The 19,278-nt window shown below is 67.9% G+C and carries 16 protein-coding genes; 9 read left to right on the forward strand and 7 right to left on the reverse strand.

What is annotated here, in order from left to right; genetic code table 11:
* The first annotated feature begins 130 nt into the window (after positions 1-130).
* A complete protein-coding gene (locus Y900_RS07760) occupies positions 131-2,149 on the forward strand; it encodes a universal stress protein (protein WP_036340906.1) in 2,019 nt (672 codons plus the stop codon).
* Positions 2,150-2,190: 41 nt separating this feature from the next.
* On the forward strand, positions 2,191-2,796 hold the full coding sequence (locus Y900_RS07765; RefSeq protein ID WP_051660344.1) for an O-methyltransferase: 606 nt from the start codon (positions 2,191-2,193) through the stop codon (positions 2,794-2,796).
* A 6-nt stretch (positions 2,797-2,802) separates the two neighbouring features.
* Here the strand turns inward: Y900_RS07765 and Y900_RS07770 are convergent, their stop codons facing one another.
* Together Y900_RS07770 and Y900_RS07775 are read right to left on the reverse strand one after the other, a co-directional pair.
* Positions 2,803-4,437: a fatty acyl-AMP ligase gene (locus Y900_RS07770; protein ID WP_036346139.1), complete on the reverse strand. Its 1,635-nt coding sequence runs from the start codon at positions 4,435-4,437 to the stop codon at positions 2,803-2,805.
* A gap of 341 nt (positions 4,438-4,778) precedes the next feature.
* Positions 4,779-5,732 carry a 4-(cytidine 5'-diphospho)-2-C-methyl-D-erythritol kinase gene (locus tag Y900_RS07775; RefSeq protein WP_036340912.1) on the reverse strand — a complete coding sequence of 318 codons (954 nt, stop codon included), beginning with the start codon at positions 5,730-5,732 and terminating at the stop codon, positions 4,779-4,781.
* 67 nt (positions 5,733-5,799) lie between these two features.
* Here Y900_RS07775 and Y900_RS07780 point away from each other — a divergent pair, with 67 nt between their 5' ends.
* Positions 5,800-6,612: a serine/threonine-protein kinase gene (locus Y900_RS07780; protein ID WP_036340914.1), complete on the forward strand. Its 813-nt coding sequence runs from the start codon at positions 5,800-5,802 to the stop codon at positions 6,610-6,612.
* On the opposite strand, the gene rsmA is transcribed toward Y900_RS07780, so the two are convergent.
* The 3 genes from rsmA to Y900_RS07795 form a co-directional block, all read right to left on the reverse strand.
* Positions 6,600-7,514 carry a 16S rRNA (adenine(1518)-N(6)/adenine(1519)-N(6))-dimethyltransferase RsmA gene (gene rsmA, locus Y900_RS07785; RefSeq protein WP_036340917.1) on the reverse strand — a complete coding sequence of 305 codons (915 nt, stop codon included), beginning with the start codon at positions 7,512-7,514 and terminating at the stop codon, positions 6,600-6,602. The genes Y900_RS07780 and rsmA overlap by 13 nt on opposite strands.
* Positions 7,511-8,632: a resuscitation-promoting factor gene (locus tag Y900_RS07790; protein ID WP_036340920.1), complete on the reverse strand. Its 1,122-nt coding sequence runs from the start codon at positions 8,630-8,632 to the stop codon at positions 7,511-7,513. The genes rsmA and Y900_RS07790 overlap by 4 nt, the downstream gene beginning before the upstream one ends.
* A gap of 125 nt (positions 8,633-8,757) precedes the next feature.
* Complete coding sequence (locus Y900_RS07795; RefSeq protein ID WP_036340921.1) at positions 8,758-9,594, reverse strand: TatD family hydrolase; 837 nt, start codon at positions 9,592-9,594, stop codon at positions 8,758-8,760.
* Between the two features lie 26 nt (positions 9,595-9,620).
* Here Y900_RS07795 and metG point away from each other — a divergent pair, with 26 nt between their 5' ends.
* The 4 genes from metG to Y900_RS07815 all read left to right on the forward strand — a co-directional run bounded on the left by metG (position 9,621) and on the right by Y900_RS07815 (position 14,654).
* Entirely contained in the window at positions 9,621-11,231 is a 1,611-nt protein-coding gene (metG, locus tag Y900_RS07800; protein WP_051659950.1) for a methionine--tRNA ligase, read from the forward strand.
* A gap of 85 nt (positions 11,232-11,316) precedes the next feature.
* Entirely contained in the window at positions 11,317-12,489 is a 1,173-nt protein-coding gene (locus Y900_RS07805; RefSeq protein WP_036340924.1) for an NAD(P)/FAD-dependent oxidoreductase, read from the forward strand.
* A complete protein-coding gene (locus Y900_RS07810) occupies positions 12,486-13,379 on the forward strand; it encodes an RNA polymerase sigma-70 factor (RefSeq protein ID WP_036340926.1) in 894 nt (297 codons plus the stop codon). The genes Y900_RS07805 and Y900_RS07810 overlap by 4 nt, the downstream gene beginning before the upstream one ends.
* 39 nt (positions 13,380-13,418) lie before the next feature.
* Complete coding sequence (locus Y900_RS07815; RefSeq protein ID WP_036346143.1) at positions 13,419-14,654, forward strand: aminodeoxychorismate synthase component I; 1,236 nt, start codon at positions 13,419-13,421, stop codon at positions 14,652-14,654.
* On the opposite strand, the gene rsmI is transcribed toward Y900_RS07815, so the two are convergent.
* Positions 14,621-15,460, reverse strand: coding sequence for a 16S rRNA (cytidine(1402)-2'-O)-methyltransferase (gene rsmI / locus Y900_RS07820; protein WP_036340928.1), 840 nt, complete (start codon positions 15,458-15,460; stop codon positions 14,621-14,623). The genes Y900_RS07815 and rsmI overlap by 34 nt on opposite strands.
* Before the next feature lie 25 nt (positions 15,461-15,485).
* On the opposite strand from rsmI, the gene Y900_RS07825 reads away from it, so the two are divergent.
* Positions 15,486-17,036: a dolichyl-phosphate-mannose--protein mannosyltransferase gene (locus Y900_RS07825; RefSeq protein ID WP_036340930.1), complete on the forward strand. Its 1,551-nt coding sequence runs from the start codon at positions 15,486-15,488 to the stop codon at positions 17,034-17,036.
* 81 nt (positions 17,037-17,117) lie between these two features.
* On the opposite strand, the gene Y900_RS07830 is transcribed toward Y900_RS07825, so the two are convergent.
* Positions 17,118-18,044: an LLM class F420-dependent oxidoreductase gene (locus Y900_RS07830; protein ID WP_036340933.1), complete on the reverse strand. Its 927-nt coding sequence runs from the start codon at positions 18,042-18,044 to the stop codon at positions 17,118-17,120.
* Between the two features lie 90 nt (positions 18,045-18,134).
* On the opposite strand from Y900_RS07830, the gene Y900_RS07835 reads away from it, so the two are divergent.
* Complete coding sequence (locus Y900_RS07835) at positions 18,135-19,274, forward strand: NDMA-dependent alcohol dehydrogenase (protein ID WP_036340935.1); 1,140 nt, start codon at positions 18,135-18,137, stop codon at positions 19,272-19,274.
* The last annotated feature ends 4 nt before the right edge of the window (positions 19,275-19,278 follow it).

A 19,278-nucleotide genomic window follows, 5' to 3' on the forward strand; every position in this document is an offset into this window, starting at 1 on the left:
GTCATCGCGCGAAATGCGGAATATTTGTTACCTATGTAAAGTTGTTTCACGCCATGCCCTGTCTTCTCGCGTCCCCACATCCGGTGTCGGCGCATCGCGCTCACGCAGCAGCGACCGTAGGACCGAGCTGATGCGCCAGGGCCCGCTCGCGGGGCGCTATCCGGCGGTGGCCGCCATGGTCACCCTCGCCCTGATCCCCTACCTTGCGCTGTCGGCCGCGCTGGATCCGCTCGTGCCGATCATCACCGAGCAATTGCACATGACGACCCAGGCGATGGCACTGAGTTCAGGTCTGGGTAACGCGGCCTACGCCGTCGGTACGGTGCTCGCGGTGCAATTCGCGCAACATCTTCCGCAGCGGCGAATGCTGCTCCTGTACGCCGTGGTCCTCGTCATCGGATCGGTCATCGCCGCGGCCGCGCCGAATGCCACCGCCTTCATCGCCGGCCACGTCCTGCAGGGACTTGCGACCAGCATGCTGCTGATCGCCGCCGCCCCGCCGCTGACGATCGGATTTCCGCGGGACAAGCTCCGCAACACCGCGGTCATCATGAACATGTGCGTGTTCGGGGCCGTCGCACTCGGGCCGTTCCTCGGCGGTGTGCAGGCCGAGGCGCACGCCTGGCGGCCGCTGTTCTGGATCGTCGCCGCCGTCGCACTGGCGGCTCTCGTCCTGGCGGCGCTGACGTTCGACGACGCACCTCCTGCCGACCCGGAGGCGCCGCGCGATCTGAAGGCGATCGGGCTGGCGACCGTCGGATGTACGGCCGCGTTCGTCGGCGCGGCGCAGCTGAGCACCCACGAGATCTCCGACTTCGCCGTCACCGCACCGATGTTCGGCGGCCTGGCCCTCATCGTGGCGCTGATCGTGTACCAGTTCCGCGCGCACCGACCGCTGCTGACCATCCGCACGATGTTGACCAGTGCGATCCCGGTGGCGGGCGTCGGCGTCGCATTGTTCGCCGCGGCCGCATCGATCGCCGCAACCACTCTCACCGCGGCCGTGTTCATGCAGCACTTCAGCCCGGTTCAGGTGGGCCTGCTCTACCTACCGGAGCTGGGCGGCGCGATCGTCATGGCCGTGGTGTTCGGCGTCGTCATCAGCCGCCGTGCCATGCACTTCCTGCCGCTCGTCGGTATGGGCTTGCTGGCGGCCGGTATCGCGGTGTTCCGGGCATCGCTGCCGGCGAATGTGCCCCTGGCACTTGTCGGTTCCGCGCTGACGGGCTTGGCATTGGGCGCCACCGTCGCGCCCGCTCTGTTCGTCGCCGGGTTCTCCCTGCGGTCCAACAGCCTCCAGCGCGTGTTCGCGATCATCGAATTGCTGCGCGCCGTCGCAGCATTCATGGTGGCCCCGATCTTCGCGCACCTCGCGACGCGCTACTCCGGTGACCTGCTGGAAGGCACCAACGTCGCCCTGTGGGTGGGATTCGCACTCGCGATCGGCGGCGCGATGTTCGGCGTCGCCGTCTACGCGCTCAGCGGCGCCCGCCCGCAGACACCGGATCTCGACGAGTTCCTCGACGGCGACTCCCCTGCGTGGTACTCACCTCCGCTGCTGGCGCGTCTGCGTGGCCTGCCGCCCGCACCCCCCGCCATCGCCGCGCAGCCTTCCACACCGCCCGTCGCGCATCGTCACCCGTCGCACGCGGCAGGCCCGATACTCTTCGCCTACGACGGTTCCGATTTGGCCCGGTATGCGATTACCCAAGCTGCGCAACAGCTTTCACCCTATCGTGACGCTGTGGTGGTCTGCGTCTGGCAGCCGGTCGACGTGGGCTTCGCGCCGAGCGACAACCGGCCATTCGACGCCGACTGCGCCGGCGAGGTCCGCCGGGCCGCCGAACAGACCGCCGCGCACGGCGCCACCCTGGCGCGTGCGGCGGGATTCGAGTCGTGCAGCCTCGCGATCGAGGCGGCACCGACCTGGAAGGGCATCGTCGACGCCGCCGATCAGCACGACGCCGGCCTGATCGTTCTCGGTCCGCACCGTCGCAGCGGTCTGTTCGGACACCTACAGGGCAGCGTCGCGGCGGCGGTTCTGTCCCACACCACCATTCCGGTCCTTCTGGTCCCCCAGCCGTCAGGCGACCGGGAGCCGGCGGCGCCGCCGATTCGTCAGAAAGCGGGAGTAGCCTCGGCGCGGTGAACACCCTGCGCGATCCTAAGGTGGCCGCGGCCATCGACCGTATGTATGCCGAAGCAAGCGGGCAGATGGCCCAACTCCACGAGCGCGGCGCCCAATTGCGGGCGGCGAAGACCGCACAGGAACGCGCCGACGCGTTCAGCGACTTCTATCTTCCGGTGACCCCCGAGTCGGGCCTGCTGCTCTACACCCTGGTCCGCGCGACCCGGCCTGCACTCGTGGTGGAGTTCGGAACGTCGTTGGGGCTCTCCACAATTCATCTGGCCAGCGCGGTCCGGGACAACGGCAGCGGGCGGGTGGTGACCACCGAGCTCAGCGCCGCCAAGGTCGCCGCCGCCCGGAAGACCTTCGCCGGGGTCGGTCTGGACGATCTGATCACCGTGCTTGCCGGCGATGCCACGCAGACGCTCGCCACCATCGACGAGACGGTGGGGTTCGTTCTACTGGACGGTTGGAAGGATCTGTACGTCCCGGTCGTCCAGGTGCTGGAGCCTCGGCTGAGCGACGGGGCCCTGGTGGTCGCCGACAACACCGGACTGGCCGACGCGCAGCCGTATGTCGAGTACGTCCGCGACCCCGCGAACGGTTTTGTCGGCGTGAGCTTTCCGGTGCGGGACTCCGATGCGATGGAGATCAGCTGCCGGGTCTGAACAGGGCTAGGTGACCAGCGCGACCGAGTTGGCGCGACGCAGCTTGCCCGACGGCGTCTTCGGAATGGTGCCCGGCCCGAGGACGACAACGTTGCGCGGGCGCACGTCGACCTCGGCGACCACCTCGTGTGCCACTTCGTGCTCGATGCGCCGCACCGCGGCGGGATCCTGCCAGGCGTTGGATTCGACGGCCACCGCGAAGGTCTCGCGGGAGTGGCCGGCATCCAGGCGCACCGCGACCGCACAGCCGGGGCGCACCCCTTCCACACGTCCGGCGGCCCGCTCGATGTCGGTCGGGTAGATGTTGCGGCCGGCCATGATGATGACGTCCTTGACCCGGCCGCACACCACGACGTGACCGTTCTCCAGCAGGTAGCCGAGGTCACCGGTGTCGTACCAGCCGCATTCGTCCTGCGCGGGCACGAAGCCACCCATGGTGATGTAGCCGGGCGTCAGCGACTCACCGCGCAGCTCAATGATGCCCACACCGCGGGCCGGCAACACGTTGCCGTCCTCGTCGACGATGCGCGCCTCGAGGTCCTTGAGCAGCGGGCCGAGCGTGGCAAGCCGGCGGGTGTTGCCCTTCGATGCGGGAACGGCGCGGCGCAGTGCGGCCAGCAGATCGGCGTCGACCTCGTCGACGACCAGGCCCGCGCCGCACTCGGAGAACGAGACCGCCAGAGTGGTCTCGGCCATGCCGTAGGCCGGCAGGATCGCCTCGGGCTGGAGGCCGAACGGCTTGCCGGCGTCCAGCAGGTCCTCAACGTCTGCGGGATCCACGGGCTCGGCACCGGACAGAGCGAAGCGGAGCGTGGACAGGTCGAACTCGCCGGGCTTGGCCTGGCGGCGAAGGCGCTTGGCGAACAACGCGTACGCGAAGTTCGGCGCCGCGGTCATGGTGCCCTTGTACTTGTCGATCAGCTTGGCCCACAGCAGGGTGTCGCGCAGGAAGTCCATCGGCGTGACCTTGACCAACTCGGCACCGAAGTACATCGGGATGGTCAGGAACCCGACCATGCCCATGTCGTGGAAGCAGGGCAGCCAGCTGACCATGACATCTTTCTCGATGTCGTATTTGGCCCCGATGAACATCGCCTCGGCGTTGGAGTGGATGTTGCGGTGCGTGATGATGACGGCCTTCGGCGAGCCGGTCGACCCGGAGGTCAACTGCATCAGCGCGACATCGTCTTCGGAGGTCTCGACCGGGTCGACGGGCTCGGCGGCAAGCAGCGCCTCCACCGTGAGCACCTTCACGCCGCGCTCTTCCAGTACCGGCACCGCGACGAGAAACGGGTCGGAGACGATGACGGCCTTGGCCTCGATCATGTCGATGACGGTGGCGGTGTCCTTGGCCCACTGCTCCAAGTCGGTCCGCGGAGTGGGCTGATGCAGCATGGTCAGGCTGGCGCCGCGCATCCAGAGCGCCTGGGCGGTCGGCGCGATCTCCACCGGAGCGCCGGCCAGCACACCGACTGCGTCACCGAGGCCGATCCCGGCCTGCGCCAAGCCGCCCGCGATGCGACGCGCCCGCTCGTGCACCTCACGCCACGTGTGCCGAACCGGCTCGTGCGGTTCCCCGGTGACCATGCCCTTACTGCTGGTCAAGGCACTGTGGAACATCTTGTCGGTGAAACGGCTCACGACGACCTCCTCGGCATCCGGAGCTGGCTGATCAGCGACGTTGGGGATGAAGCGAACGCCCTGTATTTCATGCTCCACCGGCCAGAACGCCCTGCATAGGAGGCACGCCAGTACGACTGGGGAGCGGTTCGATATCGAAATGGTGATGATGTGCCGGTACCGCCTGGCGACCGCCCGCCCCGGACCGGGGTGGGCGATGCATATGTGTGCAGTACCGAGCCGCTAGTTGTCACCGTCGATCATCTTAAACTCCCCTTAAGTTACCGCCAAGTTTTACGGCCTAATGAGAAGCGCGTCACATATTCCCGAGGGCTGGGGCGCAGCGACCAGGGACGATCTGGTCAGGCCGGCTGGCCCGGCACCATCCGGGCGCCCTGAACCGGCCCGTTGGCCACCCGAACGGTGCGGCACACGTCGGCGCCGGCCAGTTCCGTGCCCACGTCGACCGCGGCGGACGCCGACTCACACAGGAACGCACACGTCGGCCCGGATCCTGAGACGATGCCGGCCAGCGCACCCGCTTCGGCACCGGCGCGCAGGGTCCGGCGCAGCCCCGGGGCCAGGCTCAGCGCCGCGGCCTGCAGATCGTTGCCCAGCAGGGGGGCCAGGTCACGCGGGTTGCCGCCGGCCAGTGCTCCCAGCAGCGGCTCGGGATCGGTCAGCCGTGGTGGATCGCCCGCTTCGCGGAGCCGGTCGATCTCGCGATAGACCTCCGCCGTGGACAGTCCATCCTGACCGAAGGCCAGCACCCAGTGAAATGTGTTGCGGGCCAAAACCGTAGCCAGCTCTTCGCCTCGACCGGTGCCCAGCGCCGTGCCGCCGTGCAGAGCGAACGGGACGTCGCTTCCCAGCTCGGCGGCCAGCGCGTGCAGGTCGCGGCGCGGCACGCCCAGCTCCCACAGATTGTTCATCGCAACCAGAACCGCCGCCGCGTCGGCGCTGCCGCCGGCCATTCCACCGGCCACCGGTATCGACTTGTCGATGGTGATCTCCACGTCGGGCGCACGCCCGATGTGATCGGCCATCAGCTCGGCGGCCTGCCAGGCGATGTTGGTCTCGTCGACGGGGAGCCGATCAGCGCCCTCCCCGACGACTCGCAAGGACAAGACGTCGGCGTTGCGCACCGTCACCTCGTCGACCAGCGACACGGCGTGGAAGACCGTAGCGAGCTCGTGATAGCCGTCGACGCGGCGGTCACCGACCTCCAGGTACAGATTCACCTTGCCCGGTACGCGCACGGTCACCGATCCGGTCGGCACCCATTCGGCAGCGATAGAACCGTTGGACGAGGACACCGGTCGAGACTATCGCGCCGTGGCCAATTCCCCCGGCCGTCACCGACCCGCGCTCTAGGGTCGAACCGTGACGAAACCCGGGCAGTCGTTCGCGGGCTACGTCGTCGAAAACGAGCTGGGCCGCGGCGGCGAGGCGATGGTCTACCTGGCCCGCGGGGCCGGCCGGACACCGGAACTGGTCGCAGTGAAAGTACTCGACGACGACCACCGCACCCCGGCAAGCATCGCCCGGCTGGCCCGGGAATACCGCATCGCCGACCGGCTGCGCCACCGCCACATCGTGACCGTCTACGACCATGGCCGGCACTGGATGGCCATGCAATACGTCGACGGCGGCGACGCCACCCGGCTGAGCTCGCTGGCGACCCGGCTGGCGGCGCTCGACCAGATCGCCGCGGCCCTCGACCACGCCCACCATGACGGTATCGTGCACAGTGACGTCAAACCCACGAATATTCTTGTGCACCAGAACTTTTCCGAATTCGGCGCGGTTCTCATCGACTTCGGCGTCGCGCACATCCTCGCCGAGGACGTCTGGCACCGTCCTGCGCAGGTGCTGACCTCGCTGCCCTACGCCGCACCCGAACTGCTGCAGGGCCGCCTCCCCCAAGCAGCGACAGACGAGTACGCGCTGGCTTGCACCGCCCTGGAATTGCTCATCGGCGCACCGCCGTTCGCGTACGACAATCCGCTGGCGCTGATGGACGCCCACGTGCACAGTCCGCCGCCGGAGGTGTCGACACGGATCCCCTGGCTGACGAGGTCGTTCGACCTGGTTCTGGCCAGGGCGATCGCAAAGGATCCAGACCGGCGATACCCGTCATGCACCGAGTTGGTGCATCACCTCGCCGAAGCGGTGCGAAGCGCTCAGAACACCTGAGCCGGTCGCGACGGTCCTTCGGAGGAGTCCGTCGACGCAGTGAAGTCACCCGAGCGCTGCAGCAGCCGCACGAAGTCGGCGACCGTCAGCGTCTCCCCGCGCCGGGCGGGATCGATGCTGGCGGCCAGCAGGCGTTCGGCGGACTCGTTGCCGGAGCCGGCCCACTCCAGGAACGCGTTGCGGGCCGTCTTGCGGCGCTGCGCGAAGGCGATGTCGATCAGATCGAACACGCTCTCACGGAAGTCGTCCTCGGTCGGCCACGGCGAGGTCTCGTGGCGATCGATGCGCACCAGACCGGAGTAGACCCGCGGAATCGGCCAGAACACCGTCGGCGACACCATGCCGTAGCGGCGGACCTTGCCGAAGAACCGGACCTTGACGCTGGGCACGCCATAGTCCTTACCGCCGGGTTCGGCGGCCAGGCGCTCGGCCACCTCGGCCTGGACCATCACCATCACGGTCCGGATCGACGGGAATTCGGCCAGCAGATGCAGCAGCGCCGGGACGGCGATGTTGTACGGGAGGTTGGCCACCACGGCGGTGGGCGGCTCGACCAGGTCGGAGCGCTCGATGCCGAGGATGTCGCGGTTGAGCACGGTCAGCCGGTGGATCTCGCTGTGCGAATGCTCCGCAACCGTCTTGGGCAGACGCTGGGCCAGCACCGGGTCGATTTCGATCGCGCTCACCGTCGCGCCGCGGTCCAGCAACGCCAGCGTCAGAGAGCCGAGGCCGGGGCCGACTTCCAGGACATGATCGTGCTTGTTTATCCCCGAGGCGGAGACAATACGACGCACGGTATTTGCATCGTGTACGAAATTCTGTCCCAAAGACTTACGCGGCTTGAAGTCGAGTTCTTTGGCCAGATTTCTGATCTCTGTCCGCCCGAGTAAACGAATTGTCACGATGCACCCCTACCACACACGGGCCACGCTCCCCAGCCTTGTCGCGATCTTGTTACTTCAGCAATCGCAATTTGTTCTTCTCTGGTTGCCAAATCGGCTCGCTCAGCATAGCGCAGTCCGCCGTTTCTTTCCCAGGTGTTTTGATCAAATTGCACACCCCCGAAGTAACCGTTACCGGTATTGATCGCCCAGTTACCGCCCGCTTCGCACCTGGCAATGGCATCCCAAATGGGTCCATTCAACACCTGCGGCACCTCGGTGCCGGGCTTGGCGCCGACCCGCAAGACCGAATCACGCGCCGGCACAACAACGGTGTTGGCAACGGGAAGCCGACCCGTTTCCACCCCGTTGACCTTGGCGACAGCAAAAGTTACGTCTTGCAAGCCGGGCGTCCCGGGATCCTCCACGACCTGGCGGCTCATGTTCAGCGTCGGGTCCTCGATCCGCTGAGCGTTCGGTGCCAGCGGCATCTGCTGAGTGACCTTCTCCACGCGGATCCGGGTGACCTGGATCTGCATACCGGCGATCACCGGCGAGGACGGCGCCGGCACCACCGAGTCGGCTTGCTCCAGCGGCACGCCCGCGGCCGCCAGCAGGGCTGCCACATTCGGCGCGGCCAGGTGCACGGTGTTGACCACTCCGCCGTCGTTGATCTGGACCGTCTTGGCGCTCACCACGGGAAGGGCCATGCCCTCCAGCGGCAACCGGCTGCCACGCGAGGCCGCAGCCGGGGCGGTATCGGTCATCCGCAGCTGGGCCAGCGCCTCGTCCACGGTCGACGCCGTGGTCCACACCTGCTTGGCGTCCTGGCCGTCCAGCGAGATCTGCAGGGGGCGGCTGCGGCGCAGCACGATCGTCTCGGCATTGGCGACCGGCTGGTTGGCGCCGGGGAAGAGGTCGTCGCGCTCGCCGACGGAGTAGCCGTTCTCCTGGACGACGTCGATGACCCTCGACTTCATCGTGCTGACCTTCAGCTGGGCACCGTCGACGTTGAGGATCACGGTCTTGTGGGAGCTCACCGCGAACGCCCCGGCACCGGCCAGCGTCAGCAGCACTGCGGCGACGACGAGACGAAGGATCGGTGACGGCGACTGATGCAGCTTGGTCAACGCATTCAAGAGTTTCGGTCCTGCCTAAGCACTAAAAAGCAACAGGGGCGCCAATGTGGCTCCCCTTTGATCACAAGACGGTAACGAACCATCCCGGCCCGGAGCAACCCGGGCCCGCCGCTCTCAACAGACCCTTAGAGACCGTAGACCCGCCGTGCGGTGTCCGAAGACTGTTCAGCCAGCAACTCCGCCGGGCGCCCGACGACCTCGGCCAGCGCACGCACCGTGTACGGCAGGCAATACGGCTCGTTGGGTGCCCCGCGGTAGGGGTGCGGGGTCAGGAACGGGGCGTCGGTCTCGACCAGCAGCTGCCCTGGCGGGATCAGCGCCGCCGCCTCGCGCAGGTCACGGGCGTTGCGGAAGCTGACCGTGCCGGACAGGCTGAGCACCCACCCGGCGGCGACGCAGGTCCGGGCCATCTCGGGGCCCGAGGAGAAGCAGTGGAAGATCACCGTCTCGGGGGCGCCCTCGGCGCGCAGCACGTCGAGCACCTCGGTGTCGGCGTCGCGGTTGTGGATCATCAGCGGCTTACCCGTGCGCTTGGCCAGATCGATGTGCCAGGCGAAGGACTCTCGCTGAGCCGAAGGGTCGGCACAGCCGTCGAGCTTGCCGGGCCAGTACAGGTCCATGCCGGTCTCGCCGACCGCCACCACCCGCTCGGTGGACGCCAGCTGTTCCAGCGCGCTGCGGGCGTCGTCGGTGAGCGTGTCGGCGCGGGTCGGATGCAGCGCCACCGCGGCGTAGACGCGCGGGTCCCAGGTGGCTGCCTCGGCGGCCCAGCGGGCTGCGTCGAGGTCGTCGGCGATCGTCACCGCCGCCAGCACCCCGGCTGCCTGCGCGCGGTCCATGATCGCGCGGACGTCGGCGGCGTCATGGGCGCCACAGGCGTCGAGGTGGGTGTGTGCGTCGATCAGCGGCGTCAACGGTAGAGGTGGCGGAGGTGGCTCCCTCCTCTTCTGATGGTTCCCCACGCCAACACCTTAAGGTTGAGTTCGCCATGACCAAGCCGCCGTACTACCTGACCACCGCGATCGCCTACCCCAACGGTGCGCCGCACATCGGGCACGCCTACGAGTACATCGCGACTGATGCGATCGCCCGCTTCAAGCGGCTCGACGGCTTCGACGTGCGATACCTGACCGGAACCGACGAGCACGGGCTGAAGATGGCGCAGACCGCCGCCGCCGAGGGCATCCCGACCGCGGAGCTGGCCCGCCGCAACTCCGATGCGTTCCAGGCGATGCAAGAAAAACTCGGGGCGTCCTTCGACCGCTTCATCCGGACCACCGACGCAGACCACATCGACGCCTCGATCGAGATCTGGAAGCGGATGGACGCCGCAGGCGACATCTATCTGGACTCGTACTCGGGCTGGTATTCGGTGCGCGACGAACGCTTCTATACCGAGGACGAGCTCGAAACCCGCGCCGACGGCAACAAGTACTCCATCGAGACCGGCACGCCCGTGACGTGGACCGAAGAGCAGACCTACTTCTTCCGGTTGTCGAACTACGCGCAGCGCCTGCTGGCCCATTACGAGGCGCACCCGGAGTTCATCGGTCCCGATGTCCGCCGCAACGAGGTCGTCAGCTTCGTCTCGGGTGGCCTGCGCGACCTGTCGATCTCGCGGACGACCTTCGACTGGGGGGTTCCGGTGCCGGGCCATCCCGATCACGTCATGTACGTGTGGGTCGACGCGCTGACCAACTACCTGACCGGTGCCGGCTTCCCCGACACCGACTCCGAGTCGTTCCGCAAGTACTGGCCCGCCGATCTGCACATGATCGGCAAGGACATCATCCGGTTCCACACCGTGTACTGGCCCGCGTTTCTGATGTCGGCCGGAATCGAGTTGCCCAGAAGGGTTTTCGTGCACGGCTTCCTGCTCAACAGCGGCGAGAAGATGAGTAAGTCGGTGGGCAACGTCGTCGACCCGTTCGCGCTCGTCGACGCCTTCGGCCTGGACCAGGTGCGGTATTTCCTGCTGCGCGAGGTGCCGTTCGGTCAGGACGGCAGCTACAGCGAGGACGCCATCATCGGCCGGATCAACGCCGACCTGGCCAACGAGTTCGGCAACCTGGCGCAGCGCTCGCTGTCGATGGTCAACAAGAACCTCGGCGCGCGAGTGCCGGAGCCTGGTGAGTTCAGCGACGCCGACCGGGAGCTGCTGGCGCTCGCCGACGAACTTCTCCCCACGGTGCGCGCGCACTTCGACGTGCCGGCCATGCACCTGGCACTGGAAGCGATCTGGGCGACGCTGGGCGCCGCCAACCGGTACTTCTCCGCTCAGGAACCATGGGTGCTGCGCAAGTCAGAGGCCGCCGCCGATCAGGAGCGGTTCCGCACGGTGCTCTACGTGACGCTGGAGGTGGTTCGGATCGCCGCGCTGCTGATGCAGCCCGTCGTCCCGACATCGGCAGCCGCCCTTCTCGATCTGCTCGGGCAGCCGGAGTCCGCGCGTGACTTCGGCGCCGTCGCGGTGCGCATCGCGCCCGGCACTCCGCTGCCGGCGCCAGCCGGCGTCTTCCCGCGGTATGTCGCACCCACTAGTGCGGAGATCACGCTCACAGGCGGCACGCCGACCATCACCAGCGACCAGCCGACATAGTGAGCTGCGTCACGTAGCGTCACATCCACCGGCCCACTGGTGTCTCGAGGTCAGCACGCTCAAGCGACCTCAAAGGAGAGATGTGATGACCGAGCAACGCGCCAGAGTTGTGGTGATCGGCGGCGGCTACGCCGGAGTGATCGCAGCCAACCATCTGCGGCAGCGACCCGATGTCGAGATCACCCTGGTGAACCCGCGCCCCGATTTCGTCGAACGCATCCGGCTGCATCAGCTGATCACCGGTTCCGACGACGGAGTCGTCGACTACGCCGAGATCCTCGGTCCCGGTATCGAGTTGGTGGTCGACGCCGCCACCCGAATCGACACGCAGACGCGGCAGGTCGAACTGTTCAGCGGGCCGCCGCTCTCCTATGACTACCTGATCTACGCGGTGGGCAGCGGCTCTGCCCGACCGGCGGTGCCGGGTGCGGACGAATTCGCCTATCCCATCGCCGATCTCGAAGAAGCGCAGCGGCTGACCACCGCGCTGGCCGACCTGCACTACGGCGCCCCGGTGTGTGTGGTCGGCGCCGGCCCGACCGGCATCGAGACCGCTGCCGAACTGGCCGAGCAGGGCCGTACGGTCACGCTGGTGTGCGGTCCGGTCCTCGGGCCCTACCTGAGCACGCCTGGGCGCCGGTCGGTGGCCAAGCAGCTGCGCAAGCTCGGCGTCGAGATCGTCGACGGACCGCAGGCCGTGGTGACCGCGGTGGCTGCCGATGCGGTCACCCTGGCCGACGGGCGCAGGCTGGCGAGCACGGTGACGATCTGGACCGCGGGGTTCGGGGTCCCTGATCTCGCGACACGCTCTGGCCTGCGTACCGACGCGATCGGACGACTCCTCACCGACGAGACCCTGACCAGTGTGGACAGCAACCGCATCGTGGCGGCCGGCGATGCCGCCGCCCCGTCGGGGCAGCCGCTGCGGATGAGCTGCCAGGCCGCGATCCCGCTGGGCGCCCAGGCCGCCAACACCGTGCTTGCCCGCCTCGCCGGGGATCAGCCCGCTGTGATCAGCCAGGCGTTCACCGGTCAGTGCGTCAGTCTCGGCCGGGGTGGCGCGACCATTCAGCTCGCCCGCACCAACGACGTTCCGCTACCGCTGTACATCGGCGGCCGTGCGGCGGCGACGATCAAGGAGGCGGTGTGCAAAGGCACCATCGGCTTCCTGCGCCGCGAGGCCCGCAAGCCGGGCTCCTATTTCTGGATCAAGGGCGGCGGCAAGCGCCCCGCCCCCGAGCCGGTGGCGACCCGGTGACAGCGGCCGACGAGCACGCCGACCGGTTCACCCTGCTGCGGCCGCTGCTGTTCACCATCGCCTATGAGATCACCGGGTCGGCCACTGAGGCCGACGACGTGTTGCAGGACAGCTATTTACGTTGGGCGACAGTCGATCTGGATGCGGTTCAGGACACCAAGGCGTATCTGGCCCAGCTGGTCACCCGGCAGGCGCTGAACACGCTGCGCTCGCAGTCCCGCCGCCGGGAGGACTACGTCGGGCCGTGGCTGCCTGAACCGCTGCTGCTCGACGAGCACGACGGGGCCGCCGACGTCGTGCTGGCCGAGTCGGTGTCGATGGCGATGCTCGTGGTGCTCGAGACGCTGACTCCCGACGAGCGCGCGGTGTTCGTGCTGCGCGAGGTGTTCGGCTTCAGCCACGACGAAATCGCCGATGCGATAGGTAAATCCACGGCCGCGGTGCGGCAGATGGCGCATCGCGCCCGCGAGCATGTGCACTCGCGGCGGCGCCGGTTTTCCCCCTCGGACCCGCAACAGTCCGAGCAGATCACCGCGCAATTCCTGATGGCGGCGGCGACCGGCGACCTGGACGGGCTGATGGGCATGCTGGCGCCCGACGTGGTATTCACCTCCGACAGTGACGGCAAGGTCAGTGCCGCCCGCCGTCCGGTGCTGGGGCCGGCCAAGGTCGCCAGGCTCATCATCGGGCTGTTCCGCCAGGCGACGCCGGAGTACCGGATCGAGGGGGCGAACTACAACGGGGCGCCCGCGATCGTCGTCTTCCGCGGTGAGCAGGCCGAGTCTGTGATGCTGGTGGAGATCACCGAGGGGACGATCACCAACTTCTACGCGATGCGCAACCCGGACAAGCTGGCCGCCGTCACCGTGCGCAGGGAGATCAGCCGCTGATCCTTTGCGTCTGCCGACCGCAGGCGTCAGGCTATGGCGATGCGCATCGACCGGCTCGGGGACCTCGGCACCGCCGCCGAAGTCCTGCGCGCCGTGGCCGCCGGCGCGCGTCTGCGCGGACTGGCGCCACCCGCCGCTCTGGCCGGTGAATGGTTCGGCGCCGGCGCGGTGATCGCCCCCACCCTCTCGGTGCGGGCGGTCGAGCCCACAGCGGTGTTCCCGGTGCCGCCCGGTCACCGCGGTGACGCGGTCGGTGGCGGCTGGATCGGCTACCTGTCCTATCCCGACGCAACGGCCGACGGTGCGCCGCCGCGAATCCCCGAGGCGGCCGGCGGCTGGACCGACAACGTGCTGCGATTGGACCGCGACGGCTGCTGGTGGCACGAAAGCCTCTCCGCCGCACCGATCGCGGGATGGGTGGCCGACGCCTTGTCGTCCCCGGCCCCGCCGCTGACTTACGACATCGACTGGAAAAAACCCGATTTCGCGCGCCACCAAGACGGCGTGCTGGCCTGCCTGGCGGCGATCGAGGCCGGCGAGGTGTATCAGGCCTGCGTGTGCACACAGTTCACCGGCACGCTGCGCGGCTCGTCGTTGGAGTTCTTCGCCGACGCCGTCACCCGGACCACACCGGCGCGGGCCGCCTACCTGGCCGGCGATTGGGGCGCGGTGGCATCGCTGTCACCGGAACTGTTCCTGCGGCGTACCGGCGACGACGTGGCGTCCAGTCCGATCAAGGGGACGCTGCCCTTGCACCGGTCGCCGGACGAACTGCGGGCGTCGGTCAAGGACGTCGCCGAGAACATCATGATCGTGGATCTGGTGCGCAACGACCTCGGCCGGGCCGCCGACACCGGCACCGTCACCGTCGCCGAACTGCTCACGGTCCGGGCCGCACCCGGGGTGTGGCACCTGGTGTCGACGGTGGCGGCCAAAGTCCGCCCCGAGATCCCCAACGGCGCACTGCTGGCCGCGACCTTCCCCCCGGCTTCGGTGACCGGAACTCCGAAAACCCGTGCCCGGCAACTACTTTCACAGTGGGAACCACGGCTTCGCGGCGTGTACTGCGGGACGTTGGGAATGGCCTCCCCGATCGCGGGCACCGAACTGAACGTCGCAATCCGCACCGTCGAGTTCGATGCGGCCGGCGGGGCGGTGCTCGGCGTAGGCGGCGGCATCACGGCCGACTCCGATGCGATGGCCGAATGGCAGGAATGCCTCGACAAGGCCGCGCCGGTTCTCTACGCGTCGCGGGCTCGCAGCACCGCGTCGTAGAGCTCCCGTTTCGCCGGTGCACCCGGATGGGTGTCGACCACCTGGGTACAGGCGTCCTTGACCCGCATGCCGTCGGCGACCAGCAGTTCGACCTCGGCGACCAGCGTCGGCAGGTCGGTGGTCGGAACCGCGGGGGCGAGCACCACGGTGATCTCGCCGAGCACTGTGTCGTCCGCCCACTGCGCAAGCTCGGCCAGCGAGCCGCGAAGGATCTCCTCGTGCACCTTCGTCAGCTCACGGCACACGACCACCCGCCGGTCCGGGCCGAGTTCGTCGACCGCGTCGCGCAGGCAGTCGGCCAGCCGGCGGGGTGATTCGAAGAACACGCAGGTGCGTTGCTCAGCGGCCAAGCCGGCCAGCCAGGTCCGTCGCGCGAACTGCTTGCGAGGCGCGAATCCCTCGAAGCAGAACCGGTCCGACGGCAGGCCGGAGACCGCCAGTGCGGTGGTGACCGCCGACGGGCCGGGCAGACAGCTGACGGTTAGGTCAGCCTCGATACACGCGGTCACCATCCGATAGCCGGGATCGTTGATCAGCGGCATCCCGGCGTCACTGACCACCAACACGGTGGCGCCCGCCTTGATGTCGTCGAGCAGCGCCGGCACCCGGGCCGCCTCGTTCTGGTCGAACAGGCTGACCACCCGCCCGGCGATCCGCACGTCCAGTGATTGGGCCAGCGAGCGCACCCGCCGGGTGTCCTCGGCGGCCACCACGTCGGCGGTCGCGAGGGCGTCGACCAGTCGTTTCGACGCGTCCCCCGGCTGACCCAGCGGCGTGGCGCCGAGGATCAGTCGCCCAGTCGTCACGCCCGACAGCCTACGATCGCAGGCGATGTCCACGACAGCCGATGACCTCGCCGTGCACGAACGCCATGTGCCCGTCATCAGTCCGGGACCGTTGGTGCCGGTCGCCGACTTCGGCCCGGTCGATCGCATCGAGGGCTGGGTGGCCACGGCGATCATCACCGCGCTGGCCGCGCTGACCCGGTTGATGAACCTGGGTTCGCCCACCGACGCGGGCACCCCGATCTTCGACGAGAAGCACTACGCGCCGCAGGCCTGGCAGATGCTGTCGAACTACGGCGTCGAGGACAACCCCGGCTTCGGGCTGGTGGTGCACCCGCCGGTGGGCAAGCAGATGATCGCGTTGGGCGAGGCGATCTTCGGCTACAACGGGGTGGGCTGGCGGTTCACCAGCGCCGTGTTGGGCGTGCTGCTGGTCCTGCTGGTGGTTCGGATCGTGCGGCGGATCAGTCGCTCCACGCTGGTCGGGTCGATGGCCGGGCTGCTGCTGATCGCCGACGGGGTGAGCTTCGTCGCGGCACGCACCGCGCTGCTCGACGGCATCCAGACCTTCTTCGTGGTCGCGGCGTTCGGGGCGCTGATCGTCGACCGCGACCAGGTCCGCGAGCGAATGCACAACGCGCTGCTCGAGGGCCGCATCGCCGAGACGCCGTGGGGTCCCCGTCTCGGGGTTCGGTGGTGGCGCTTCGGCGCGGGCGTGCTGCTGGGCGTGGCAACGGCGACGAAGTGGTCGGGGCTGTACTACATCGTGTTCTTCGGCGCGATGTCGCTGGCGTTCGACATCGCGGCCCGGCGCGCATACCGGGTGCCGCGGCCGTGGTTCGGCGCGATCCGCCGCGACATCGGGCCGACGGCCTATGTATTCCTGGCGATTCCGTTCGCGGTGTACCTCGCGTCGTACGCGTGGTGGTTCTCCTCCGAGACCGGCGTCAACCGGTATGAGGTGGGCCAGTCGATCGGTGAGCGGCAGTGGTATCAGCCGCCGGATGCGATCCGGTCGCTGTGGCACTACACGTACAAGGCGTTTCACTTCCATGCGACGCTGACGAACGCGAACGGCAACCATCACCCGTGGGAGTCCAAACCGTGGACGTGGCCGATGTCGTTGCGGCCGGTGCTGTATGCGATCGACAACCAGAACGTTCCGGGCTGCGGCGCCGCCTCCTGCGTGAAGGCCGTGATGCTGGTCGGCACCCCCGCGATGTGGTGGCTGGCGGTGCCGGTCCTGTTCTACGCGGTGTGGCGCGCGTTCGTTCGTCGCGACTGGCGCTACGCCGTCGTGCTCACCGGTTACGGCGCCGGGTTCCTGCCCTGGTTCGCCGACATCGACCGGCAGATGTACTTCTTCTACGCCGTGCCGATGGCGCCGTTCCTGGTGATGGCGATCGCGCTGATCCTCGGCGACATCTTGCATGCGCGCAATCAGAGTGCCGAACGACGAACGCTCGGGCTGATCGCGGTGAGCTGCTACATCGCGCTGGTGATCACCAACTTCGCCTGGCTGTACCCGGTGCTGACCGGAGTGCCGATCTCGCAGGCGACGTGGAACATGGAGATCTGGCTGCCCAGCTGGCGCTAGAGCGACCGCGAGCCTGTAGTCACCGCACAGAAGTCCGAGTGACTCGCGCGATAACTACAGGCTCGGCAAGGTGGCTGTCGGTTAGAGCCCCAGCATCGGCTTCAGCAGTTCACCGACCGCGGCGACCCCACCCGGCTTGTACCCGTTGATCGTCGCTGCGGACAGGATGACGCCGTCGACACCCGCGTCGAGCACCTTGGTCTTGATCTGGTCGGCGATCTGCTCCGGGTTGCCGAAGACGGCCTGCTGCTTGAAGTCGTCCGGGATCATGTCGGCGGTGATGTTCTCGTCGATGAGAGCGATCGCGAGCACACTGGTCTCCAATGTGGCGGGGTCGCGGCCGATCTTCTCGCACGCGTCCTTGACCACCTGGACCTTGCGCGGCAGCTCGTCGAAGCCGGCGATGATGTTCAGGTGATCGAAGTGCTTGGCGGCCAACGGAATTGTCTTCTTCTCGCCGCTGCCGCCGATCATCAGCGGAATGTGGTCGCGGAAGCGGGGATTGGCGAACGCCTCTTTGGTTTGGTAGTGCTTGCCGTCCACCGTCACTCGCTCGCCCTTGAGCATCGGCAAGATGATGTCCAACGCCTCGTGCAGCTTGTTGAACCGGTCGGTGAAGGTGCCGAACTCATAACCCAGCGAGTCGTGCTCGAGCTCGAACCAGCCGGTGCCGATGCCCAGGATCGCCCGGCCCTGGCTGATCACGTCGAGGGTGGTGATCTCCTTGGCCAGCAGGGCCGGGTTGCGATAGGTGTTGCCGGTGACCAGCGTGCCCAACTGCACCCGCTGCGTGGCGTTCGCCAGCGCACCCAGCGCGGTGTAGGCCTCCAGCATCGGCTCCTCGGGCGCACCGAGCCCGGGCAACTGATAGAGATGGTCCATCAGGAACACCGAGTCGAACCCGGCGGCCTCGGCCTCTTCGGCCTGCGCGATCACGGTCGGAAACAACTCGGCTACGCCGGTGCCGTAGGAGAAGTTCGGGATCTGAAGTCCAAGTTTGATTGCCACGTCTGCGAACCTAACCCCGACTAAGCGGAGCGTGCGCCCCGTTTCACTCTCCGCGAACCCGGGAATAGAGCGCGCCGTAATGTCAGTGCCATGAAAAGCCGCGCCGCGATCGTCCGCGAGGTCGGCGGCTCCTGGTCGGTGGAGGATTTCGAACTCGACCCCCCGCGTTCCGGCGAGGTGCTGGTGCAGATGGCCGCCGCCGGGCTGTGCCATTCCGACGACCACATCCGCAACGGCTTCATGTCGCCGCCTGGCGCTTCGACGTCACGTCCCCCGACCATTGGCGGCCACGAGGGTTCGGGGGTGGTCGTCGAGGTCGGTCCCGGCGTCAACGGACTGGGTCCCGGCGACCATGTGGTGACCTCCTTCGTCGCGGTGTGCGGGCATTGCCGCTGGTGCGCGTCGGGCATGGAGTACCTGTGCGACAAGGGCGCCGGGGTGCTGACGCCGGGCATGCCGACCGACGGTACCTTTCGCCACCACACCCTCGACGGGCACGACATCGGCCACACGTCCAAGATCGGCGCCTTCGCCGAACACACTGTCGTCGCAGCGGATTCGCTGGTGAAGATCGACCCGGACATCCCGCTCGTGCCCGCCGCGCTACTGGCGTGTGCGATCCCGACCGGGTACGGCTCGGCCGCAAACCGCGGCAATGTCCGCGGCGGAGACACCGTCGTGGTGGTCGGCGCCGGCGGCATCGGCACCGCCGCCATCCAGGGCGCCCGCATCAACGGTGCGACGACGATCGTCGCGGTGGACCCCCTTGAGAACAAACGTAAGTCGGCCGTCGACTTCGGGGCGACCCACACGGCGACCTGGGCGGCCGACGCGAAAGACCTGGTTCGAGATCTGACGCGTGGGGTGATGGCGGACTGCGTGGTCGTCGCGCCGTCGGACATCACCGGTGACGATGTGCGCGACGCGCTGGCGCTCACCCGCAAGGGGGGCACCTGTGTGCTGACCGGCATGGCCCCGTCCGGGCCGCTGCCGGTCCACCTGGATATCCAGGACCTGGTCTTGATGAACAAGACGCTGTGCGGAACCGTGTTCGGCTCGTGCAATCCGCGTTCCGAGATCCCGCTGCTGGCAGGCATGTACAGCGCGGGTCAGCTGCGCCTCGACGAGATGATCACCACCCGCTACCGCCTCGACGACATCAACGATGCCTTCGACGACCTGATGCGGGGCCGGTTGATTCGCGGTGTCATCGACTTCGGGATCATCTGAGCGC

The organism is Mycolicibacterium aromaticivorans JS19b1 = JCM 16368 (genome assembly GCF_000559085.1).
In the GTDB taxonomy this organism is placed as follows: Bacteria; Actinomycetota; Actinomycetes; order Mycobacteriales; family Mycobacteriaceae; genus Mycobacterium; species Mycobacterium aromaticivorans.